17 protein-coding genes are annotated in these 21,424 nt (G+C 72.0%); 3 read left to right on the top strand and 14 right to left on the bottom strand.

Annotated elements, in window-relative coordinates; all coding sequences use genetic code 11:
* Positions 1-124: 124 nt before the first annotated feature.
* Positions 125-2,992, bottom strand: coding sequence for a hypothetical protein (locus O3S82_RS00780; protein WP_269304782.1), 2,868 nt, complete (start codon positions 2,990-2,992; stop codon positions 125-127).
* A gap of 190 nt (positions 2,993-3,182) precedes the next feature.
* On the opposite strand from O3S82_RS00780, the gene O3S82_RS00775 reads away from it, so the two are divergent.
* A complete protein-coding gene (locus O3S82_RS00775; RefSeq protein ID WP_269304780.1) occupies positions 3,183-3,980 on the top strand; it encodes a hypothetical protein in 798 nt (265 codons plus the stop codon).
* Between the two features lie 55 nt (positions 3,981-4,035).
* On the opposite strand, the gene O3S82_RS00770 is transcribed toward O3S82_RS00775, so the two are convergent.
* From O3S82_RS00770 to O3S82_RS00740, 7 genes are all read right to left on the bottom strand, one after another.
* Positions 4,036-4,782 (bottom strand): enoyl-CoA hydratase-related protein, encoded by a 747-nt coding sequence (locus O3S82_RS00770; RefSeq protein ID WP_269304777.1) that lies wholly within the window; start codon positions 4,780-4,782, stop codon positions 4,036-4,038.
* Positions 4,783-4,813: 31 nt separating this feature from the next.
* Entirely contained in the window at positions 4,814-5,977 is a 1,164-nt protein-coding gene (locus O3S82_RS00765; RefSeq protein ID WP_269304775.1) for an acyl-CoA dehydrogenase family protein, read from the bottom strand.
* Positions 5,974-7,884 (bottom strand): ATP-binding protein, encoded by a 1,911-nt coding sequence (locus O3S82_RS00760; protein WP_269304772.1) that lies wholly within the window; start codon positions 7,882-7,884, stop codon positions 5,974-5,976. The genes O3S82_RS00765 and O3S82_RS00760 overlap by 4 nt, the downstream gene beginning before the upstream one ends.
* 79 nt (positions 7,885-7,963) lie before the next feature.
* Positions 7,964-9,562: an acyl-CoA carboxylase subunit beta gene (locus O3S82_RS00755; protein ID WP_179426966.1), complete on the bottom strand. Its 1,599-nt coding sequence runs from the start codon at positions 9,560-9,562 to the stop codon at positions 7,964-7,966.
* On the bottom strand, positions 9,559-10,602 hold the full coding sequence (locus tag O3S82_RS00750; RefSeq protein ID WP_269304769.1) for a winged helix DNA-binding domain-containing protein: 1,044 nt from the start codon (positions 10,600-10,602) through the stop codon (positions 9,559-9,561). Before O3S82_RS00750 ends, O3S82_RS00755 begins: the two co-directional genes overlap by 4 nt.
* Positions 10,603-10,707: 105 nt before the next feature.
* Entirely contained in the window at positions 10,708-11,859 is a 1,152-nt protein-coding gene (locus O3S82_RS00745) for an acyl-CoA dehydrogenase family protein (RefSeq protein ID WP_269304767.1), read from the bottom strand.
* Positions 11,856-13,589: an acyclic terpene utilization AtuA family protein gene (locus O3S82_RS00740; RefSeq protein WP_269304764.1), complete on the bottom strand. Its 1,734-nt coding sequence runs from the start codon at positions 13,587-13,589 to the stop codon at positions 11,856-11,858. The genes O3S82_RS00745 and O3S82_RS00740 overlap by 4 nt, the downstream gene beginning before the upstream one ends.
* A gap of 111 nt (positions 13,590-13,700) precedes the next feature.
* Here O3S82_RS00740 and O3S82_RS00735 point away from each other — a divergent pair, with 111 nt between their 5' ends.
* Together O3S82_RS00735 and O3S82_RS00730 are read left to right on the top strand one after the other, a co-directional pair.
* A complete protein-coding gene (locus O3S82_RS00735) occupies positions 13,701-14,093 on the top strand; it encodes a universal stress protein (RefSeq protein WP_269304762.1) in 393 nt (130 codons plus the stop codon).
* 111 nt (positions 14,094-14,204) lie between these two features.
* Complete coding sequence (locus O3S82_RS00730) at positions 14,205-14,585, top strand: hypothetical protein (RefSeq protein ID WP_269304760.1); 381 nt, start codon at positions 14,205-14,207, stop codon at positions 14,583-14,585.
* Position 14,586: 1 nt separating this feature from the next.
* On the opposite strand, the gene O3S82_RS00725 is transcribed toward O3S82_RS00730, so the two are convergent.
* From O3S82_RS00725 to O3S82_RS00700, 6 genes are read right to left on the bottom strand one after another with little or no spacing between them, the layout of a single operon-like run.
* Complete coding sequence (locus O3S82_RS00725) at positions 14,587-16,053, bottom strand: NAD-dependent succinate-semialdehyde dehydrogenase (protein ID WP_269304758.1); 1,467 nt, start codon at positions 16,051-16,053, stop codon at positions 14,587-14,589.
* 2 nt (positions 16,054-16,055) lie between these two features.
* Entirely contained in the window at positions 16,056-17,168 is a 1,113-nt protein-coding gene (locus O3S82_RS00720) for an alcohol dehydrogenase catalytic domain-containing protein (protein WP_269304756.1), read from the bottom strand.
* Positions 17,169-17,196: 28 nt separating this feature from the next.
* The gene (locus O3S82_RS00715) at positions 17,197-17,961 is read right to left on the bottom strand and encodes an enoyl-CoA hydratase/isomerase family protein (protein ID WP_269304754.1); all 765 of its coding nucleotides are present in this window, start codon (positions 17,959-17,961) and stop codon (positions 17,197-17,199) included.
* On the bottom strand, positions 17,958-19,010 hold the full coding sequence (locus O3S82_RS00710) for an acyl-CoA dehydrogenase family protein (RefSeq protein ID WP_269304752.1): 1,053 nt from the start codon (positions 19,008-19,010) through the stop codon (positions 17,958-17,960). The genes O3S82_RS00715 and O3S82_RS00710 overlap by 4 nt, the downstream gene beginning before the upstream one ends.
* The gene (locus O3S82_RS00705) at positions 19,007-20,137 is read right to left on the bottom strand and encodes an acyl-CoA dehydrogenase family protein (protein WP_269304750.1); all 1,131 of its coding nucleotides are present in this window, start codon (positions 20,135-20,137) and stop codon (positions 19,007-19,009) included. The genes O3S82_RS00710 and O3S82_RS00705 overlap by 4 nt, the downstream gene beginning before the upstream one ends.
* Positions 20,134-21,345: a CaiB/BaiF CoA transferase family protein gene (locus tag O3S82_RS00700; RefSeq protein WP_269304749.1), complete on the bottom strand. Its 1,212-nt coding sequence runs from the start codon at positions 21,343-21,345 to the stop codon at positions 20,134-20,136. The genes O3S82_RS00705 and O3S82_RS00700 overlap by 4 nt, the downstream gene beginning before the upstream one ends.
* Positions 21,346-21,424: the final 79 nt, after the last annotated feature.

The following is a 21,424-nucleotide window of genomic DNA, read 5'->3' as shown; positions in this document are numbered from 1 at the left end:
GGGACGTATCAGCGCGCGGGTGGCGCGCTCATGGGAGGCGTCGGCCACTCGGGACCGACGCAAGCGCCGCGCGGACGCCGACCGCCAAACGGGGGTCGGCCGGCGTCCGCGGGCGCGTCACGCGTCATCGCACGCGGTGGGTCACCCGGATCCGCTTCAGGTAGGTGACCTTGCCGCCCTCGAAGCCGCGCACGAGGATCGTGCGCTGCGCCGACTTCAGGCCCTTGCCGTAGCGGACCTTGCGGACGACGCGACCGTGCGAGTCGGCCTTGCCGGTCACCATCTGGTGGCGCAGCGAGATCCGGTAGCGCTGGCCCGGCGCCAGACCCTGGGCCCGGACGGTGAACACCTCGCGGTCGCGGACGACCTTGCGCGACGTGGAGGCCTTCGCCGCCTCCGTGACCCGGTGGGTCCGCAGCGTGGTCGACCACTCGACGTAGCCCGGCGCCGTCACCGAGACGCGCACGCAGACCTCGCGACCGGCCATCGTCGACGTCACCCGGTAGGAGCCGGCCTTCGTGACGGGGCGGCACTCCTTGCCGGCCTGCGCGAGGCCCCACGTCGTCGTGGTCGTCGCACCCTTCGGCAGGGTCCCGCTCATCAGGGGCGCGGTGAGCGTCGTGCCGACCTTCGGGGTCCTCGTGCTGAGGACCGCCCGCATCGCCGGCAGCGTGCCGCGGACCACGGAGTGCGGGAGGACGAAGACCCCGGCGAGAGGCTCGTAGCCCTCGGCCGTGACGCCGGCCTCGACGCACAGGGTCTTGCCGACGAGGTCGGCCGTGGGCGTGAACGAGGCTGACGTCGCACCCGAGATGGCGACACAGTCCTCGTCCGCGGCCACGCCCCACTGCCAGTGCGCAGCGGCCTCCTCCGGAGCCTCCGAGAGGTCGATCGGCAGCGAGATCGGCTCGCCCACGCGGGGGCGGTCGCTGCTGGGCTGCGGGCTCGGGACGCGCAGCGTGCCCACGCCCACCTCCACCGCGTCGGAGGTCGTCACGTCGTCCACGAAGCCGCGCGCGGAGGACGTCACGGTCACCGACAGCTCATGACCGCGGTGCGCGCCCTTCGGCGTGAAGGCGGCCTGCGTCGCGCCGTCGATCGGCTCGCCGTCGAGGTTCCACTGGTACGCCCGCTCGGCGTCCGCCGGATCGCCGCCCGTGACGGTGGCCGTGGTCTCGACGCCGGCCTCGACCCAGCCCTGGATCGAGACGGCGGGCGACTCCGCGAAGTCGCCGGCGCCGACCTCGCCGACCGCGTGGGTGGTCGTGGCATCGGCGTGGTGCGGTGCGCTCACCGTGACGGTCACGCACAGCGACTTCTCGAACTCGGCGACCTCCGGGGTGAAGGCGGCCTCGTCCGCGCCCTCGATCGCGGCGCAGTCCTCGCCGTCGACCAGGCCCCACTGCCAGGCGGTGACCTCGGCGCCCTCGGGCGCGTCGTCGAGGTCCACCGTGGCGGTGACGGTCTCGCCGACCCGAGGCTCCTGGACGTCGGTCATCGGCGTCGGGGCGGTGAAGGCGCCCACCGCGAGGTCGGACGCCGCGGCGCCCACCACGAGCGTGTCGTAGCCGGTGGCGAGGTACATCAGGCTGACGCAGATCGTCCGTCCCGCGTCGGCGTTGCTCACGTCGTACGTGACCGAGCCGTCGAAGTCGTCGCGCGTCACGCACTCCTGCTCGTCGTCCAGGTGGCCCCACCGGGTCTGGACCCGTCGGCCGCCCTCGGGGATCCTCGACTCGTCGGGCACGACCGTGAGCACGTCACCGGACGTGGGCGGCGTGGTCGGGGTCGAGTCCGTGAGGGTCGCGCCGGCCGCCATGAGGGCCGGCAGGACCTGCTGCTGCGCCACGCCGGAGCGGTCGGCGGGCTCGCCGTCCACTCCCTTCGCCGTGACGGTCACCGTGACGAACTCGCCGACATCGGCCAGGGTCGGGGTGAACGTCGTCGCCCTTGAGCGCACCTCGTCGCTGCCGCCGACCGTCCACGCGTACGTCCACGAGGCGGGCTCGGGCGAGGTCGACGCCGTCACGCTCAGCTCGTCCCCGGCGCGGCCCGAGCCCTGGATCGTCGGGGTGAACGCCTTGAAGGTCGGCTCCAGCTCGAACTGCTGGATGTTGCGCTGGAAGTCGGCCACGTAGACGCGGCCGGTGTCGTCGAGCGAGATCCCCGTGGGCTGCTGGAACTGGCCGGCCCCGGTCCCGCGCGAGCCCCACGCGACGAGGGTCCGACCCTGCGGGTCGAGGACCGCGGCACCGGGGCCGTAGAGCTCGGCGACGGCGATCCGGCCCGCCGAGTCGACGGAGACTCCATAGGGGCCCGCCATCGCCCGGCCGGAGACCTGGGTGAAGTCGGCGACGTGCGTGCCGTTCGTGTCGTACTTGCGAATCGCCCCACCATGGAGGTCGGCGACGTAGACGTAGCCGTCACGCGCCGCGATGCCGAAGGCGCTGGCACGCTGGCCGGGTCCGCCGACGTTCTCCCACGTGCCGACCTGCTCGCCCTGGGGCGTCAGCTTGAGGACGCGGCCCGTGTCGACGTCGGTGACGAACAGGTGACCTCCTGACGCGGCGATCTGGAACGGGATCGACGCGTCGACGCGGAAGCTCGAGATCAGGGTCCCGTTCGGGTCGAACGTGCTGATCCGGCCGCCCGACTCCGTGACGTGGACGTTGCCGGCGGCGTCCACCGCCGCACCGTAGGCCGAGCTGAGGTGGCCCTGTCCGATCGTCCGCAGGAACTCTCCCTCGGCGCTGTAGACCTTGACCACGCCAGCCGAGAGCTCAGCGGTGTAGACCCGACCGTCGGCGTCCTGGGCCAGGGCGTAGGACGAGCCCGTCGCCCCCTCGCCCGATCCGGCTGCGGCGAACGTCCGGACGTAGGTGGCCTCTTCCGCGGCCTGCGCGGGCGCGGCGACCGACACGAGGCCGGCCAGCGCGATGACGAGGGCGAGCACGGCGGCGAGCGGACGTCCGGCGCGGCGCGCGGGAGACATGGGACGCGTGGGGCGGGAAATCACTTCTGCAACGTATGTCCCATTTCGGACGGAGGAGACGGGAACGATCGCATGTCATCCCATGTGACTACGCCTAGGGCCCGTGAGTTCTCCCATTTCCCCTCAGCCACACGCGTCACGGCCCTACGCTGTCGTCGCTGCATCTCTCCACGACGTAAGGAAGAACCGCATGCGCATGCGCGCCATCGCCCTCGCCGCGACGACCGGACTGGTCCTCGCTCTCGCCCCCACCGCGGCCCAGGCCGCCCCCAAGCCCACCTACAAGGTCGCCATCGCGATCAACACGACCGCCCCGACCGTCGGCACCACCATCAAGGTCACCGGCAAGGTCGCCGGCCCGAAGGCCGCCCGGAAGAAGCTGCTCGTGCAGCGCAAGGTCGGCACCGGCGCCTGGAAGACCGTCGCCAAGGTCCGCACCAGCACGAAGCGCACCTACTCCGCCCGCGTCCGGGTGCTGACCGCCGGACAGCAGTACGTGCGCGTCGTCGCGCCCAAGTCCACGAAGGCCAGGGCGGGCTCCAGCTCGCGCCGCGGCTACGTCGGCTACCGCTGGTTGGACCTGACCACGCAGCCGAGCGAGAAGGCGGGCCCCGTCGAGAACGGCCCCGTCACCATCGCCGGCAAGACCTACCCGAAGGCGCTCACGTTCTCGGGCTCGGGCATCTACTTCAACACCGCCGGGAAGTGCACGACGCTCCGGGGCTCGGTCGGCGCCCCCGACGCGGAGGCCGGCGAGCTGCTCGTGATCTCGATCCCGACCAGCGAAAGCGAGGAGGCCCAGGAGTTCCGCACCGCCGCGCCCGCCGGTGCCGCCCCGAAGGCCGCGAGCTACGCCATCACGAAGCGCCCGATGATCGCGTTCGGTCACGGTGACGCCGCGGGGCGCGTCTCGTTCGTCGCGCCTCAGGTCCGCTGCTCGGTGAACGCGCTGTCCGCCGTGCCGGAGGATTCGCCCATGGCTCCGTGAGCCACCCACGACGAACGCCCCCTCCCGGCCGGGAGGGGGCGTTCGTCGTTCCGGGTCAGCGCTTGCGGGACAGGAACGCGAGCATCGCCTCGCGCGCCTCATCGCTGCCGAAGAGGCGCGCCGACTGCTCGGCCAGCCGGTCGCCGAGGCGGTCGATCCGCTCGACGAGGTCGTGGTTGAGCAGCGCCTTCGTCTCGCGGAAGCCCTGCGGGTAGCCCTGGCCGAGGTCGTCCAGGACCGCCTGCAGACCGGCGTCGAGTGCGTCGTCCTCGACGACCCGCGTGACGAGGCCGATCTCGGCCGCCTCGGCGGCGTCGAAGGTGCGGCCGGTGAGGAAGAGGTCGGAGGCGGCCCGCGGGCTCAGCCGCGGCAGCAGCGACAGGCTGATCACCGCGGGGGCGAGCGCGAGTCGGACCTCGGTCAGGGCGAAGGTCACCGACCGCGTGGCCAGCACGATGTCGGCCGCCCCGACGAGTCCGAGGCCGCCCGCGCGCACCGGGCCGCCCAGCACGACGACCACGGGCTTGACGCTCGTGGCGATGCGGCGCTGGAGGCCGATCAAGGTGCTCGCCCCCTCCTGCATCGAGCCCTCGGTGGCCTCGGACAGGTCGGCTCCCGAGCAGAAGACGCGATGCGCCGAGCGCAGCACGATCACCTTCGCGTCGGCGTCGGACTCCGCGCTGTCGAGGTGCGCCCCCAGCTCGGTGACCAGCTGGCGGCTCAGGGCGTTGCGGTTGTGCTCGCTGTCGAGCGTGATCGTCGCGACGCCGTCCGCGACGTCGAGGTGGACGAGTTCGGTCATGGTGCTCCGTTCGTGGAGGTGGGGCGAGCAGTCAGTAGGACTTCGGCAGGCCCAGTGAGAACTGGGCGACGAAGTTGAGGGCCATCTGCTTGCTGACCGGCGCGATGTTCGACAGCCGCGAGGACGCGAGCGCCTGGACGAGACCGTACTCGTTGGCCAGACCGTTGCCGCCGTGCGTCTGGATCGCGGTGTCGACCGCCTTGGCCGCGGCGTCGCCGGCGGCGACCTTGGCCATGTTGGCGGCCTCGCCGGCGCCCATCAGATCCCCGGCAGCGTAGAGCGCGGCGGCCTTCTGGGTGAGCAGGCGGGTCATCTCGATGTCGATGTGCAGCTGCGCCAGCGGGTGCGCGATCGCCTGGTGCGCGCCGATCGGACGCCCCCACACGTCGCGGTCCTTGGCGTAGGCGACGGCCTTGTTCAGCGCCCAGCGCGCCGTGCCGGTGCCCATCGACGCCGCCATGATCCGCTCGGGGTTCAGCCCGGCGAACAGCTGCTCGAGGCCGGCGTCCTCGCTGCCGACGAGCGCGTCCGCGGGCAGCCGGATGTCGTCGAAGAACAGCGTGAACTGCTTCTCGGGGCTGGTCAGGCCCATGTCGATCTCCTGGGCGTCGAAGCCGTCGGAGTCGGTCGGGACCATGAACAGCGCCGGCTTGAGCTTGCCGCTCTTGGCGTCGGCGGTGCGGCCGACGACCAGCACGTGGCTGGCCTCGTCGACGCCCGAGATGTACGTCTTGCCGCCCTTGAGGACCCAGCCGCCGTCCTCGGTCTTCGTCGCCGTCGTGACGAGGTTGTGCGAGTTCGACCCGGCATCCGGCTCGGTGATGCTGAAGGCGTAGGTCTCGGTGCCGTCGGCCAGGCCCGGCAGCCAGCGCTGCTTCTGCTCCTGCGTGCCGTACTGGGCGATGACCGTGCCGACGATCGCGGGCGAGACCACCATGAGCAGCAGCGGGCAGCCGGCGATCGCCAGCTCCTCGCAGACCGCGGCGAGGTCACCGATGTCGCCACCGCCGCCGCCGAACTCCTCGGGGATCGAGACGCCGAGGTAGCCGAGCTTGCCGGCCTCCGACCACAGCTCGGTGGTCTTGCGGCCCTCCTTCGCGGCCTCGTAGAAGTAGTGCTCGCCGTACTTGGCGCCCAGGGCCGCGACGGCCTTGCGCAGCTCGCGCCGCTCCTCGGACTCCGTGAAGTTGCTCATGCCGTTTCCTCCTCGATGACGGCGAGGACCGCTCCGGCCTCGACCTGCTGACCGACGCTCACGGCCAGGCCGCTGACGACGCCGTCGGAGGGCGCCGAGATGGTGTGCTGCATCTTCATCGCCTCGAGGACGACCACGGGGTCGCCCTTCGCGACGCGATCGCCGTCGGCGACCTTGACCGCGGTGACCGCCGCCGGCATCGGCGCCAGCAGCGAGCCCTCGGCCACCACGTCGGCCGGGTCGACGAAGCGCGGCACCGGCGTGAGGCTCGTCGAGCCCTCCGGGCCATCGACGTCCACGTGGCCGTCGGTCACCGCCACGAGGTAGCGGCGGGTCACGCCGTCGACCTCCAGCAGCACCTCGGCGCTCGCGTCACCGGTCTCGATCGAGACGACCGTGGCCCCGTCGACCGCGAGTCGTCCCTGCCGGCTGCCGTAGGCGACGGCCGGGTGGCCCTCGTACTCGCGCGTGAGCGGCTGGCTCGGCACGTTGCGGAACCCGGCCGGGATGCGGCTGAGCACCCGCGCCGAGGTCGCCGCGAGGCTCGCCTCGGCCAGCGCGGCCGCGACGGGGACCAGCGGGTCGCCGGCCTCGTCGCCGAACCATTCGTCGGCGTTCTCCTCCAGCATCGAGGTCCACAGGTCGGCCTCGCGCACCTGCTTCGCCTCGAGGATCTGGCGCAGCGCCGCCGCGTTCGTGGTCACGCCGTGGACGCGCGAGCGGCGCAGCGCGTCGACGAGGGTGCGCAGCGCCGTACCGCGGTCGGGACCGTGCGCGATGACCTTCGCGATCATCGCGTCGTAGTGGATGCCCACGACGCTGCCGACCTCGACGGCCGAGTCCACGCGGACCGAGTCGGGGAGCTCGAACGCGCGGATCGTGCCGGTCTGCGGAGACCAGTCGTCGGCGGGGTCCTCGGCGTAGAGGCGAACCTCGATCGCGTGGCCCCGCGGTGCGGAGACCTCGCCCGTGAGCGGCTGGCCCTCGGCGATCGCGATCTGCGCGGCGACGAGGTCGATGCCGTGCACCTCCTCGGTGACGGGGTGCTCCACCTGCAGGCGGGTGTTCATCTCGAGGAAGAACACGCGGTCGCCGTCGACGAGGAACTCGACCGTGCCGGCGCCGCGGTAGGCCACGGCCTCGGCGGCCTGGCGGGCGGCGGCGTGCAGCGTGGTGCGCGCCGTCTCGGAGAGGTTCGGCGCGGGCGCCTCCTCCACGACCTTCTGGTGGCGGCGCTGGATCGAGCAGTCGCGGTCGCCCACGGCCCAGACGGTGCCGTGCGTGTCGGCCAGGACCTGGACCTCCACGTGGCGGGCTCGCGGCAGGTAGGGCTCGACGAACACGGTGCCGTCGCCGAACGCCGACGCGGCCTCGGCCCTGGCCTTCTCGAGCTCGTCGGGAAGGTCCTCGAGCCGCTCGACGACGCGCATGCCGCGGCCTCCGCCGCCGGCGCTGGCCTTGACCAGCAGCGGCAGGTCGGACTCGGACACCGCGTCGACGTCGACCGAGAGGATCGGGACGTCCGCGGCGGCCATGATCTCCTTCGCGCGGATCTTGCTGCCCATCTGGTCGATGGACTCCGGGCTCGGGCCGATCCAGGTCAGGCCGGCGGCCTCGACGTCGCGGGCGAAGTCGGCGTTCTCCGACAGGAAGCCGTAGCCGGGGTGGATCGCGTCGGCACCGCTGCGGCGCGCGGCCTCGATGACGAGGTCGCCGCGCAGGTACGTGTCCGACGGTGCGCTGCCCGGCAGTCGCACCGCGACGTCAGCCTCGGCCACGAACGGCATGCCGGCGTCGGCGTCCGAGAAGACCGCGACGGTCTCGATCCCGAGCTCACGACACGTGCGGAACACGCGCCGCGCGATCTCGCCACGGTTGGCGACCAGGACCTTGCGAATCGTGCTCAACGGGGGCCTCCTGACGGGGACGGAACGAACGATGATGCATTCGGGTACTGGATCGGGGCCAAAGGCCTCATCGTTCGTCTCACAGGCGGAACACCCCGTAGCCCCGCGCGCCCTCGACGGGCGCGTTGGCGATCGCGGACAGGCAGATGCCGAGGATCGTGCGGGTGTCGCGCGGGTCGATGACGCCGTCGTCGTAGCCCAGGCCGCTCGTGAAGTACGCGAGCGACTGCTCCTCGATCTGCGCCTCGACGAGGTCCTTGATGCCCTGGAACCCCTCGGCGTCGAACACCTGGCCCTTCGACTCGGCCGACTGCCGCGCGACGATCTCCATCACGCCGGCCAGCTGCGCCGGGCCCATCACGGCCGACTTCGCGCCGGTCCAGCTGAACATGAACCGCGGGTCGTACGCGCGTCCGCTCATGCCGTAGTGGCCGGCGCCGTACGACGCGCCCATCACGATCGAGATGTGCGGGACCTTGCTGTTCGAGACCGCGTTGATCATCTGCGCGCCGTGCTTGATGATGCCGCCCTGCTCGTACTCCGCGCCGACCATGTAGCCCGTGGTGTTGTGCAGGAACAGCAGCGGCGTGTCGGTCTGGTTGGCCAGCTGGATGAACTGCGCGGCCTTCTGCGCCTCCTGGCTGAACAGCACGCCCTGGGCGTTGGCCAGGATGCCGATCGGGTAGCCGTGCAGCTGCGCGAAGCCGGTGACCAGGCTCTGGCCGTAGAGCGGCTTGAACTCGTCGAACTCACTGCCGTCGACGAGGCGCGCGATGACCTCGCGGGGGTCGAACGGCACCTTCAGGTCGGTGGGCACGATGCCCAGCAGCTCCTCGGGGTCGAGCACGGGCTCGGCGTAGACCGAGGCCGGCACGGGGCCGGCCTTGCGCCAGTTGATGCGGCGGATGATCTGGCGACCGAGGCGGATCGCGTCGCGCTCGTCCACGGCGAGGTAGTCGGCCAGGCCGGACTGCTTCGCGTGCATCTGCGCGCCACCGAGCGACTCGTCGTCGGACTCCTCGCCGGTGGCCATCTTCACCAGCGGCGGGCCGCCGAGGAACACCTTCGCGCCGCCGTCGACCATGACGACGTAGTCGCTCATGCCGGGCACGTAGGCGCCGCCGGCGGTGGAGTTGCCGAAGACGAGGGCCACCGTCGGGCGGCGGTCCTCGCTGGCGTTCGTGATGTTGCGGAAGCTGGCGCCGCCGGGGATGAAGATGTCCTTCTGCGTGGGCAGGTCGGCGCCACCGGACTCGACGAGGTTGATCGTCGGCAGCCGGTTCTCCGCGGCGATCTGCGCGGCGCGGAAGCCCTTCTTGACCGTGACGGGGTTCGACGAGCCGCCCTTCACGGTGGGGTCGTTCGCGATGATCATGCACTCGACGCCCTCGACGACGCCGATGCCGGTGATGATCGAGCCGCCCACGGTGAAGTCGGTGCCCCAGCCGGCCAGCGCGCCGAGCTCGAGGAACGGGGAGTCCTGGTCGACGAGCAGCTCGATCCGCTCGCGCGCGGTGAGCTTGCCCCGCTGGTGGTGTCGCGCGACGTACTTCTCGCCGCCACCGGCCAGCGCCTTGGCGTGCTGCTCCCCGAGGTCGGCCACGCGCTCGAGGGCGGCCTCCCGGTTCTCCCGGTAGGCGGCCGTCGTCGGGTCGACGGCGGTCCTGACACTGCTCATGCGGGGTCCTTCCACTGCAGGTCGACAGGGATGTCGAGGTGGTCGATGAAGGCGAGCGCATCGGCGTCGATGCGGTCGCGGTCGGCGCGGGTCAGGGCCCGCACGGGGGTGATCTCGAAGAGGCCGTTGCCGTCCTTGCGCTTGGGCTTGAGGCTGCGCCACGTCGCGGCGACCACGCCGTCGAGCAGGACGAGGTTGCCGCCCCACACGTCGATCGTGCCGCCGCCCGCGATCGGGACCTCGTAGTGCGAGCGGTCCTGGTAGGCGATCACGAGCTCGTCGAAGAGGCTGAGGATGAACGCCGTGCCGTCGGAGGTCGTCGGGGCGACCTCGTCGACCTCGACCTGCTCGAACGCGCGCTTCGCGTCGGTGAGGGTGAGGCCTGCCCACCACGCGAAGTCGCGGGCAGTGGCGGGCGCGTGGCCGGCGAGGTACATCGTCGCGAGGCGGACCAGCGCCTCCTCGCGGTCGAGCTCGACCGTCGGGATGCGCGAGGCGAAGGGGACGAACGTGTCCCAGCTGCCGCGGCGCGGGCCCGTGGTGACGACCTTGTCGAGCTCGGCGCTGACGGTGATGTGTCCGAGTGCCTGGCCCTTGAGCTCGACGCCACGCTCGGCGAGGGCCGCGCCGATCTCCTTGCGTGTCAGCGGCCCCTCGGCCGACTCGACGATCTCGCCGACGAGGCCGACCAGCCGGTCGCGGTCGTCGAGCACACCGGTGGCGCGCATCTGCGGCCGCGACTGCGCGCGGATGCGGTCGGCGGTCAGGTCGAGCATCCAGCCGAGGTCCTCGATCCGGACGACGTGCCAGGTCGGGCGCAGCACGTGGTGGCGGACGAGACGGCCCTCGGCGATCTCGGCCGCGATCGCGTCGCGCGCAGGGCGGTCGTGGGTGCGACGCGCGAGCGACCACAGCGAGTCCTCGAACTCCTGGAACTGCACCGCGCCGAGCGTGCCGACGCACGACACGAGGTCGGGGAACGGCTCCCCGATCAGTCGCTGCCGCGCCATCCGCTCCCCGCGGACCTCGGCCGGGCTCACGTCGCCCACCCCTCTCCACTTGTGGAACGGTTTGCACGCTTTCGCGGCGCTAGAGCGTGCAACGCGTTCCAGAAGTGGGCGGCGGGCGGGCGCTGGACGAACACGTCAGTACCCCAGCAGCTTCGCGGCGAGGTCCTTCATGACCTCGGTGGCGCCGCCACCGATGCCCAGGATCCGCGCGTCGCGGTAGTGGCGGTCGATCTCGGACTCGCGCATGTAGCCCATGCCGCCGAAGATCTGGACGGCCTCGTGCACCACGAGCTCGACGCAGGCGACGGCCTCATTCTTGGCCACGACGGCGTCGAGGATCAGGGTCGGGTCGGACTTCGAGGTGTCGACCGCCCGCTCGACGACCCCACACGTCAGCGCGCGGGCGGCGGCGGTGCGCGAGTGCATCTCGACCAGCTTGTGGCGGATCACCTGCCGCGCGATGAGCGGCTTGCCGAAGGTCTCGCGCTCCTTCGCGTAGGCGACGGCGAGGTCGAGCGCGCGCTGCGCGGTCGCGTACGCCTGCGTGGCGAGGTTGATCCGCTCACCCACGAACTGCTGCGCGATGTAGTAGAAGCCGGCGTTCTCGTCGCCGACGAGGTTCTCCGCCGGCACGCGGACGTCCTCGAAGGAGAGCTCGGCGGTGTCCGAGCAGTGCCAGCCCATCTTGCGCAGGCTGCGGCCCACGGTGAACCCGGGCGTGCCCTTCTCGATGACGAGCAGGCTGATGCCGCCGTGTCCCTCACCGCCGGTGCGGACGGCGGTGGTGACGAAGTCGGCGCGGACGCCGCTCGTGATGAACGTCTTGGCGCCGTTGACGACGAAGTGGTCGCCGTCGCGCACGGCCCTCGTGCGGATGCCCGCGACGTCGGAGCCGCCACCGGGCTCGGTGACGCCGAGCGAGCCGATCATCTCGCCGGCGAGCGTGGGCCGGACGTAGCGGTCGATCAGATCGGTGTTGCCCGAGTCGATGATGTGCGGCGTCGCGATCGAGTGCGTGAAGAGACTCGCCTGCAGGCCGGTGGAGCCGCCCGCGGACATGATCGCCTCGGTGGCGATGCAGGAGTCGATCATGTCGCCGCCGTCGCCGCCGACCTCTTCGGGGAAGCCGATCGCGAGGAAGCCGGCCCTCGCGGTCGTGCGGTGCAGGTCGCGCGGGAGCTCGCCGTCGTCCTCCCACTGCGCGAGGTGCGGCACGATCTCGGCGCGCGTGAAGTCCTCCACGGCGGTGCGGAGCGCGTCGCGCTCGGGGGTGTTCCAGGCGTTCATGCGAGCAGCTCCTCCGGGATGGTGACGACGCGGGCGCGCAGCCACTCGCCGAGCGCCTTGGCCTGCGGGTCGAAGCGAGTCGACGAGGCGACGCCCTCGCCGAGCAGGCCGTGCAGGACGACGTTCAGGCCGGCCAGGTTCGGCAGTGGGTGGACCTCGATCTCCAGGTCAGCTGTTTCCGGGAGGAGCTCGCGGAGGCGGTCCTCGGTGAGGAAGCCCGCGAGCCAGGCGTAGGCCTCGTCGCGGCGCGGGTGCGTCGACGGGATCCACACGCCGACGTTCGCGTTGCCGCCCTTGTCGCCCGACCGGGCGTGCACGAGGCGGCCGAGTGGCGCCCGGGCCCCCTCTCCACTTTTGGAGCGCGTTGCACCGCTCTCGCGCCCAGAAGCGTTCAGATCGTTCCACAAGTAGTCGTCGGGGGCGGCGGTGACGGAGGGCGGCGCGACGTCGGCGCGGGAGCCGTCGGCGTGGACGACGACGTGCGGGACCTCGGCCTGCGGCACGTAGGCAGCGCGGTAGATGCCGTAGGGCGCGCCGCGTCCGGGCGGCGCGGTCATCGTGAAGCCCGGGTACGAGGCCAGCGCGACCTCGACCGCGGCGCCGCTGAACGCGCGGCCGACCTTGTCCTGGTCGGCGTCCTTCACGTGGCAGCGCAGCATCGCGGCGGCCTCGGGCTGGGACGCGGGATCGGTCTTGTCGGTGCGGGCGAGGTCCCAGACCAGCTCGGCCGGCGGGTCGGTGAGCGCGGCCTCGATCTGCGCCTTCACCCACGCGGCCTTGTCCTCGATGTCGAGTCCGGTCAGCACGAACTCGACGCTGTTGCGGAAGCCGCCGAACGCGTTGAGGCAGACCTTCGTGGTCGCCGGGGGCGCGCCGCCGCGGACACCCGAGATCCGCACGCGGTCGTCGCCGTCGGGAGCGAGCTCGATGCTGGTCAGGTCGACGACGACGTCGGGGTTCAGGTAGTGCTGGTCCTGGATCTCGTAGACGAGCTGCGCCGTGACGGTGTCGACCGTGACCGCTCCCCCGGTGTTCGCGTGCTTCGTGATGACGACGCCGCCGTCCTCACCGATCTCGGCGATCGGGAAGCCGAGCGGCCGGCTGGTGTCGATGTCGCGGAAGCCGCTGAAGTTGCCGCCCGTGGCCTGCGCGCCGCACTCGATGACGTGCCCGGCGACGACGGCACCGGCGAGGCGGTCGAAGTCCTCGCGGCCCCAGCCGAGCTCGGCGATCGCCGGCCCGACCACGACGGAGGCGTCGGTGACGCGCCCCGTGACGACGATGTCGGCTCCGGCCTTCAGGGCCTCGGCGATGCCGAACGCACCGAGGTAGGCGTTGGCGGTGAGCGCGTCGCCGAAGCCGAGCTCGGCCGATCGCGCGAGCAGGTCGTCGCCCTCGACGTGGGCCACCGCGACCTCGAGGCCCTGCTCGGCGGCGACGTCACGAATCGCGGCGGCGAGGCCGGCGGGGTTCAGGCCGCCCGCGTTCGCGACGATCCTCACGCCCTGCTCCTGCGCGAGGGCGAGGTTCTCGGTGAGCTGCTTGAGGAAGGTCTTCGCGTAGCCGAGGTCGGGGCTCTTCATCCGGTCGCGGCCGAGGATCAGCATCGTCAGCTCGGCCAGGTAGTCGCCGGTCAGGTAGTCGAGCTCGCCGCCCTCCAGCATCTCTCGCATCGCCGAGAAGCGATCGCCGTAGAAGCCGGAGCAGTTGCCGACACGAAGGGTGCGCACCCGACCAGTGTCGTGCCTCACATAGAAACAGTCAAGCCTGATTGTAAGTGCCTTTGCCCGTGACCCAGCGCGATGCATACACTTGGGTATACGTATCGCGAAAGGTGCCCCATGACCGTCCTCCTCTCCTACACCCCGACCCCGCAGGGTGAGGCAGCCGTTCCCGTGGCGATCCGCCAGGCAGAGCTGCGACAGGTGCCGCTCGTCGTGCTGAACGTCGTCCGCGGCGGTGCCCTCGTCGAGTCGACGGCCACTCCCTCGGAGGACCTGGAGAAGATCGTCGCCCGCGCCCGCGAGGCCGGCGTCGAAGCGACGGCCGCTCAGGTCCAGGAGGACGACGTCGTCACCGGCGTGCTGCAGTCGGTCGACGCCCACGACGCCGAGCTCCTCGTCCTCGGCCTCCGCCGCCGCTCCCCCGTGGGCAAGCTGCTCATGGGCAGCATCGCGCAGCGCCTCCTGCTCGAGGCGCCCTGCGAGGTCCTCACCGTCAAGCCCTCCGCCTGACCAACCTCGCGACTTCACGAGGTTTCCTGTCACTTCACGAGGGTTGCGAACCTCGTGAAGTGACAGTTTCCCCGGTTAACCGGGGAAACCGTCACCCTCTAGGCTCGCGCCATGGTGACGACCGCCGCGGCAGCGGCCTGCGTGGTCCTGGCGGCGCTCGCGGTGTTCCAGGTGGCCCTGGCGCTGGGTGCGCCGATCGGTCGGTTCGCGTGGGGTGGTCAGCACGAGGTCCTGCCGACGCGCCTGCGCATCGGCAGCGCGGTGTCCGTCGTGCTCTACGCCGCGATCGGCGCGATCCTGCTCGCCCGCGCGGGCGCGATCTCGATCGGCCTGTCCGACCGCGTGGTGGAGATCGCCGCGTGGGTCGTCACGGGCTACTTCGTGCTCGGCATCCTCATGAACGCGATCTCGCGCAGCAGGCCGGAGCGGCTCGTGATGACGCCGACCTGCGCCGTGCTGGCCGCGCTCTCGGCCGTGGTCGCGACCTCGTGACTCAGCGGGCGATGCCCACGTACTGGTACTCGAGGTACTCGTCGATGCCCTCGCGTCCGCCCTCGCGACCGAGGCCCGAGTGCTTCACGCCGCCGAACGGCGCGGCCGGGTCGGACACGACGCCGGCGTTCACGCCGAGCATGCCGAACTGGAGCCGCGGCGCGACGCGCATGAGGCGGTCGAGGTCGGGCGTGTAGACGTAGCCCACGAGTCCGTACTCGGTGGAGTTCGCCAGCGCGACGGCCTCGTCCTCGTCGGAGAACACCTGCACCGGCGCGACCGGGCCGAAGATCTCCTCGGTGACGACCCGCGCCTCGGCGGAGACGCCCGCCAGCACCGTGGCCGGGTAGAAGTGGCCGGGGCCGTCGGGCAGCTCGCCGCCCACCACGACCCGCGCGCCGCGCTGCACCGCGTCGGTCACGAGGCCGTGCACGCGCACGCGGCTGCGGTCGTCGATCAGCGGGCCGAGGTCGGTCGACGGCTCGTCGCCGGCGCCCACCCTCAACGCACCCATGCGCGCGGCGAACCTCTCGACGAACTCGTCGTGCACGTCGCGGTGGACGAGGAAGCGGTTGGCCGCCGTGCAGGCCTCGCCGATGTTGCGGGTCTTGGCCGCGATCGCGCCCTCGACGGCCGCGTCCAGGTCGGCGTCCTCGAACACGATGAACGGCGCGCTGCCGCCGAGCTCCATCGAGCAGCGCAGCACGCCCTCGGCGGCCTGCGCCAGCAGCGCCTTGCCCACCGGCGTGGAGCCCGTGAACGAGAGCTTGCGCAGTCGCAGGTCCGACAGCAGCGGGCCCGTCGTGGCGGCAGGATCGGTGGTGGTCAGCACGTTGATGACGCCGGCCGGGACGCCGACCTCCTCGAAGACCTTCGCCACGGCGAGGGTCGTGAGGGGCGTCAGCTCGGCGGGCTTCACGATCGTGGTGCAGCCGGCCGCGAGCGCGGGACCGAGCTTGCGGGTGGCCATCGCGAGCGGGAAGTTCCACGGCGTGATGAGCAGCGACGGACCCACCGGACGGCGGTCGACCATCATCTGCAGCTTGCCCGACGGCAGCGTGCCGTAGCGACCGTCGATGCGCACGGCCTCCTCGGAGAACCAGCGCAGGAACTCGGCGCCGTACGCGACCTCGCCGCGCGCCTCCGCGAGCGACTTGCCCATCTCGGCGGTGATCAGCCGGGCGAAGTCGTCGGCGTGCGCGGTGATGAGGTCGAACGCGCCGCGCAGGATGTCGGCGCGCTCGCGCGGGGTGGTGGCACCCCACGCGGCCTGGGCGGCGTCGGCGGCGGCGAGGGCGGCCTGGCCGTCGGCGGCGGTGCCCTCGGCGACCTCGGTGATGACCTTGCCCGTGGCAGGGTCCTCGACCGCGAACGTGGCGCCGCCGGACGCGGGGGTCCAGCGGCCGTCGAGGTAGAGGTCGGCCGTGCGGCCGGCGAGCAGGGAGTCGATGAACTCGGCGACGCTCACGGTCACTCCTGGGTGAAGTCGATGATCTGGCGCAGCTCGGACCCGTCGGCGAGGTCGTCCATGGCGCGGTTGATGTCGTCGAGCGCGATCGTCGAGCTGACGAGGTGCTCCAGCGGCAGCTGGCCGGCGCGCCACATGTCGACGAAGACGGGGATGTCGCGCTTCGGCACGGCCGAGCCGAGGTAGCTGCCGACGAGCGTCTTGCCCTCGGCGACGAGCGCCAGCGGCGACAGCTCGATCGTGTCGTCGGGCGCGGGCAGGCCCACGGTGATCGTCTTGCCGCCCGGGGCGGTGAGCGCGATTGCCGAGGCGAACACGCGGCCGCTGCCGACGGCCTCGATGACGGCGTCGGCCTTGAAGCCCTTCTCAGCTGCCTCGTCGGGGGTCAGCGCCTCGTGGACGCCGGCCTGGAGCGCGGCCGCGCGCTTGTGGCCGAGCGGGTCGATGCCGACGACGCGCACGCCCTCGTAGGACAGCGCGGTCAGCGCGGCCGCGAGGCCGACGCCGCCGAGGCCCACGACCGCCACGGTCTGGCCCGGCCTCGGCTGCGCGACGTTGATGACGGCGCCGCCGCCGGTGAGCACCGCGCAGCCGAGGACGGCCGCCACGTTCGGCGGCACGTCGTCCTCGACGGGGACGAGCGAGCGGTGGTCGACCACGGCGTGCGTGGCGAAGCCCGAGACGCCGAGGTGGTGCGTGACGGGCGAGCCGTCGCGGCTCAGCCGGCTGCCACCGGCGAGCAGCTCACCGCCGCCATTGGCCACCGAGCCGGGCACGCACGGCGCCATGCCGTCGGTGGCGCAGCCGGCGCACTCGCCGCAGCGCGGGAGGAAGGTCATGATGACGCGCTGGCCGACCGCGAGGTCCGTGACCTCGGCGCCCACCTGCTCGATCCGACCGGCGGCCTCGTGGCCGAGCAGCATCGGCACGGGACGCGGTCGCTTGCCGTCGACGACGGAGAGGTCGGAGTGGCACACCCCGGCGGCCTCGACCCGCACCAGCACCTCGGTGGGCCCGGGCTCGGCGAGGTCGAGCTCGGCCACCTGCAGCGGGCGGGACTGGTCGAACGGGCTGGGAGCCCCGATGGACTCCAGGACGGCGCCACGAATCTTCACTTCTGCTCCTCGTCGTTCGGGGGGACGATCAACGGCCGGTGAACACGGCGTCGCGGCGCTCGAGGTTCGCACTGATGCCTTCGGCGCAGTCCTCGGTCCGCCACAGCCACGTCTGCTCGCTGATCTCGTGGTCCAGGATCTGGGCCACGTCGTCGGCGAGCGACCCACGCAGGGTCTTGCGCATGGACGCTACCGCGAGCGGCGCCCGGCTGGCGATGGTGTCCGCCAGCGCGATCGCGGCGTCGCGGATCTGGTCCGGCTCGACGAGCTCGTCGACGAGGCCGATCTCGAACGCCTCGGTGCCGGTCAGGCGGGCCGAGGTCAGCAGCAGCCGCGAGGCCTGCTGCTCGCCGACGATGCGCGGCAGCGACACGCTCAGGCCGAAGCCCTGGTGGAAGCCGAGGGCGGAGAAGTTCGCGTGGAGGCGGCTCGAGTCGGCGGCCACGCGGAAGTCGGCCGCGCACGCCAGCCCGAGGCCGCCGCCGACGGCGGACCCCTGCACGGCGGCGACCACGGGGATCGGGATGGTGAACATGCGGGCGGCGGCGGCGTAGATGCGTCGCGAGGACTCCACGCGCGCCTCGGCCATGTCGCCCTCGGCGAAGTTGGCACCGGCGCAGAAGTGCTTGCCCGCGGAGCCCAGCACGATCGCGCGCACGCCCTCCTCGGCCAGCGCGATACCGGTGTCGGCGAGGAAGGTCAGCACCTCGACGTCGAAGTAGTTCGTCGGCGGCCGGTTCACCTCCAGGATCGCGATGTGGCCCTGGCGGATGACGTTCACGGCGTCGGTCATGCGACGACTCCTTCTTCACGGTGGCGGGCGATCAGCCCGGAGAGGGACGGGGCCTCGAGCGCCCAGCCCGCGACGGCGTCCTCGACGTCGGTCTGCGACTGCCAGCGCTGGCGCCACGTCTGGACACGGCGGGTGAGGAACTGCAGGGCGTACTCACGCGTCATGCCGATCGCGCCGTGCGCCTGGTGCGCCGAGCGGGCGCCCTGCACGGCGTTCTGCGCGGTGACGGCGGCTGTGGCCAGCACCTCGAACTCGCCGCCGCCGATGGCCAGCGCGCCGGCGGCGCGGTCGACGCAGACCTGCGACATCTCGGCGGCCTGCGCCAGCGTGACGACGTGCAGCTGCACCGACTGGAACGAGCCGACGGGCTTGCCGAACTGGTGGCGCTCGGCGGTGTAGGACTGCGTGAGCTCGAACATCGCGCGGGTGAGGCCGGCGAGCACGGCGCTGCGCAGCAGGAGGGCGCGACGGCGCACGTCCTCGGCGGTCACCGACAGCGGCGCGACCACGACGGGCGCGTCCGAGGCGACGACGGTGGGGACCGGCGTGCCGTCGATGTCGGCGTGCGGCTCGAGAGTGGCGTCGGCGGGACGCAGCACGGCCACGACGTCGGCGCCCTCGGACTTCGCGAGCACCACGACGGCGGAGGCGTCGCCGGCGAACGCGACCTCGGGGAGGGTCGCGGTCAGGCGGGCGCCCGAGACCTCGACCGTCTCGGTCAGACCGGACACGGTCAGCGGACCCTCGATGCGATCGAGGCCGGCCTGCGCCACGAGCCACGCGGCGAGGTGGTGCTCGACGAACGGCGCGGGGGTGGCCCGGCGTGCAGCCTCGGCGACGAGCGTCACGAGGTCGGCCAGCGAACCGCCGGCGCCTCCGCACTCCTCGTCGATGCCGATCCACGGCAGGTCGAGCGACTCGGCCTTCTTCCACATGTCGGCGGCGTACGTCCCGGCGCGCTCGGCCTCCTCGACGACCACGGGGGTCACCTCGGTGGCGAAGAAGTCCTCCAGCATGTCCCGCAGATCGGGGTCGACTTCGTGCGTCATGCGTTCTTCCTCATTCCCTTGGAGATGACCGAGCGGAGGATCTCGTTCGTGCCGCCGCGGATGGTCCAGGCCGGCGCGACCTGGACGGCCGTCGCGAGCAGGCGCTCGTACGGATCGTCCGAGTCGGGGCGCGGCGTGCGGCCCCATCGGCGCACCATCAGGTCGGTGCAGTCCTGCTCGAAGCGCGTCGCCATCTCCTTGATGAGCGCGGCCTCGGTGACGGGGTACTGCCCGGCGTCGACCATGCGCGCGACGGCGAGCGACATGCCGCGGAACGCCCAGGCGCGGGCGGTGAGCGCGCCGAGCTCGGCCGCGTGGCCGCCCGGACGCTGCGCCTCCTGGCGCACCCAGCGGTCGAGCAGCGCCATGACACTCATCCAGCGGTCGACGCCGCCGCGCTCGAGCGCGAGCTCGCCGGTGTTCTGCGACCAGCCCGCGCCGACCTCGCCGAGGCGGCGGTCGTCGGGCACGAAGACGTCGACGAACGAGAGCTCGCAGAAGTCCTTGGTGCCGTCGATGAACTCGATCGGCGAGACGGTCAGGCCGGGCGTGTGGCGGTCGATGATGAACTGCGTCATGCCGCGGTGGCGGTCCTCCGACGTGCGCAGCAGCGCCACGATGTGCGTGGCCGTGTACGCGCCGGTGGTCCAGATCTTCGTGCCGTTGATGCGCCAGCCGCCGTCGACCTGCTCGGCACGCGTGCGCACCGACGCCAGGTCGGAGCCGGAGTCGGGCTCGCTCATGCCGATGGAGAAGGAGTACTCACCCGACGCGATGCCCGGCAGGAACGTCTCCTTCTGCCACTCGGTGCCGTTGGCGGCGATGCCCGGACCGAACTGGCGGTCGGCGATCCAGTGGTAGCCCACCGGCGCGCCGCGGGCCAGCAGCTCCTCGACCACGACGAGGCGGTCCACCGCGGTGCGGCCGTGGCCGCCGTACTCACGCGGCAGCGACATGCCGATCCAGCCCTGCGCGCCGAGGTCGCGCGAGAACTCGGGATCGACGGCGCCGCCCATGCCCAGGCCCAGCGGGTACGAGCCCTCGGGCAGGCGCTCGTCCAGCCACGCGCGCACCTCCTGCTTGAGCGCGCGCTCGGCGGGCGACAGCTCGGTCGCGGTCAGTCTCATGCCAGCCCCTTGACCGTGTCGGACTCCCCCGCGCCGGACGGCCGGCCGGCGACGGAGTGGACGAGCTCGTCCAGGACTTCGGTGGTGTGCTCGCCGATGAGCGGCGCGGGACGCCGCACGCTGGCGGGCGTGCGCGAGAAGTTCGCGAGCTGCGGGATCACGCGCCAGCCGCCGGCGGCGGGGTGCTGCGCGATCTCGAGGTCGTCGACGAGGTCCTGCAGGCTCGCCACGCGGGTGGCGGGGATGCCGACCTCGCGGCAGAACTCCAGCCACTCCTCGGTGGTGCGCTGCGGCGCGACCTTGCGGACGTCGCGGTAGAGCGAGTCGGAGTGGATCAGCGTGGCGCGCTGGTCGACGTAGCGGGGATCGGACTCGGCTCCCGCGACGCCGGCCTCGGCGAACAGCTGCGCGTAGTGGCGCGGCAGGTAGGGGAAGAGGTGCACCATCCCGTCCTTGGTCGGGTGCGGGCGGCGCTCGGGCGAGAGCACGCGCGGGTAGCCCGAGGCGGGGCGGCCCTCGTCGTTCACGGGCGGCTCGGCGATCGCGCCGCTGCCGTGCTCGGCGAGCATGAACGCCGCGGTGGCCTGCTGCATCGGCACCTCGATGTGCTGGCCCTCGCCGGTGCGCTCGCGGTGAAAGAGGGCGGCGCTGATGGCCTGCGCCATGACGAGGCCACAGACCTTGTCGGCGAAGATCGTGGGCAGCAGCGAGGGCGTGCCGGTGACGCGCTCGACCATGTCGGCGACGCCGCTGGCGGCCTGGATGATGTCGTCGTACGCGGGCTCCTCGGAGCGGTCGCTGGCCAGCGGGAAGCCCTGGGCCTGGCAGTAGACGAGGTCGGGGCGCAGCTGCTTGAGCGAGTCGTAGTCGAGGCCCAGGCGCGTCAGCACCTGCGGGCGCATCGTGGCGACGACGACGTCGCACTGCGGGACGAGCTCGGCGATGATGCGCCGGCCCTCGGCGGACTTGAGGTCGATGTCGATCGAGCGCTTGTTGCGCAGCAGGTTGAGTGCGATGCCCGAGAGCTCGGCGTGCGGGCCGGGGCCCATCACGCGGTTGGTGTCGCCACCGGGCGCCTCGACGAGGATCACGTCGGCGCCCTGGTCAGCCAGTACCTGGGTGGCCAGGGGGCCCATGACGACACGCGTCAGGTCCAGGACGCGGACGCCTGAGAAGGGTCCTGAGGGAGGGGTGTCCTCAGCGGCCATCGTGTTCGCCTTTCGTGGGGTACCGAAGTTCATGCATGAATGTATACTATTGTGAATGCTACCCTCGGAACGTCCGAGA

This window comes from Aeromicrobium sp. HA, assembly GCF_027171405.1.
In the GTDB taxonomy this organism is placed as follows: domain Bacteria; phylum Actinomycetota; class Actinomycetes; order Propionibacteriales; family Nocardioidaceae; genus Aeromicrobium; species Aeromicrobium tamlense.
Note: the sequence above shows the minus strand (reverse complement) of the source record. Positions and strands in the feature narration are given on the sequence as shown.

Bases quoted from the DNA above. Each gene is read 5' to 3' on its own strand.
- O3S82_RS00780 (WP_269304782.1), bottom strand. From the start codon at position 2,992: ATGTCTCCCGCGCGCCGCGCCGGACGTCCGCTCGCCGCCGTGCTCGCC.
- O3S82_RS00775 (WP_269304780.1), top strand. From the start codon at position 3,183: ATGCGCATGCGCGCCATCGCCCTCGCCGCGACGACCGGACTGGTCCTC.
- O3S82_RS00770 (WP_269304777.1), bottom strand. From the start codon at position 4,782: ATGACCGAACTCGTCCACCTCGACGTCGCGGACGGCGTCGCGACGATC.
- O3S82_RS00765 (WP_269304775.1), bottom strand. From the start codon at position 5,977: ATGAGCAACTTCACGGAGTCCGAGGAGCGGCGCGAGCTGCGCAAGGCC.
- O3S82_RS00755 (WP_179426966.1), bottom strand. From the start codon at position 9,562: ATGAGCAGTGTCAGGACCGCCGTCGACCCGACGACGGCCGCCTACCGG.
- O3S82_RS00745 (WP_269304767.1), bottom strand. From the start codon at position 11,859: ATGAACGCCTGGAACACCCCCGAGCGCGACGCGCTCCGCACCGCCGTG.
- O3S82_RS00735 (WP_269304762.1), top strand. From the start codon at position 13,701: ATGACCGTCCTCCTCTCCTACACCCCGACCCCGCAGGGTGAGGCAGCC.
- O3S82_RS00730 (WP_269304760.1), top strand. From the start codon at position 14,205: ATGGTGACGACCGCCGCGGCAGCGGCCTGCGTGGTCCTGGCGGCGCTC.
- O3S82_RS00715 (WP_269304754.1), bottom strand. From the start codon at position 17,961: ATGACCGACGCCGTGAACGTCATCCGCCAGGGCCACATCGCGATCCTG.
- O3S82_RS00710 (WP_269304752.1), bottom strand. From the start codon at position 19,010: ATGACGCACGAAGTCGACCCCGATCTGCGGGACATGCTGGAGGACTTC.
- O3S82_RS00705 (WP_269304750.1), bottom strand. From the start codon at position 20,137: ATGAGACTGACCGCGACCGAGCTGTCGCCCGCCGAGCGCGCGCTCAAG.
- O3S82_RS00700 (WP_269304749.1), bottom strand. From the start codon at position 21,345: ATGGCCGCTGAGGACACCCCTCCCTCAGGACCCTTCTCAGGCGTCCGC.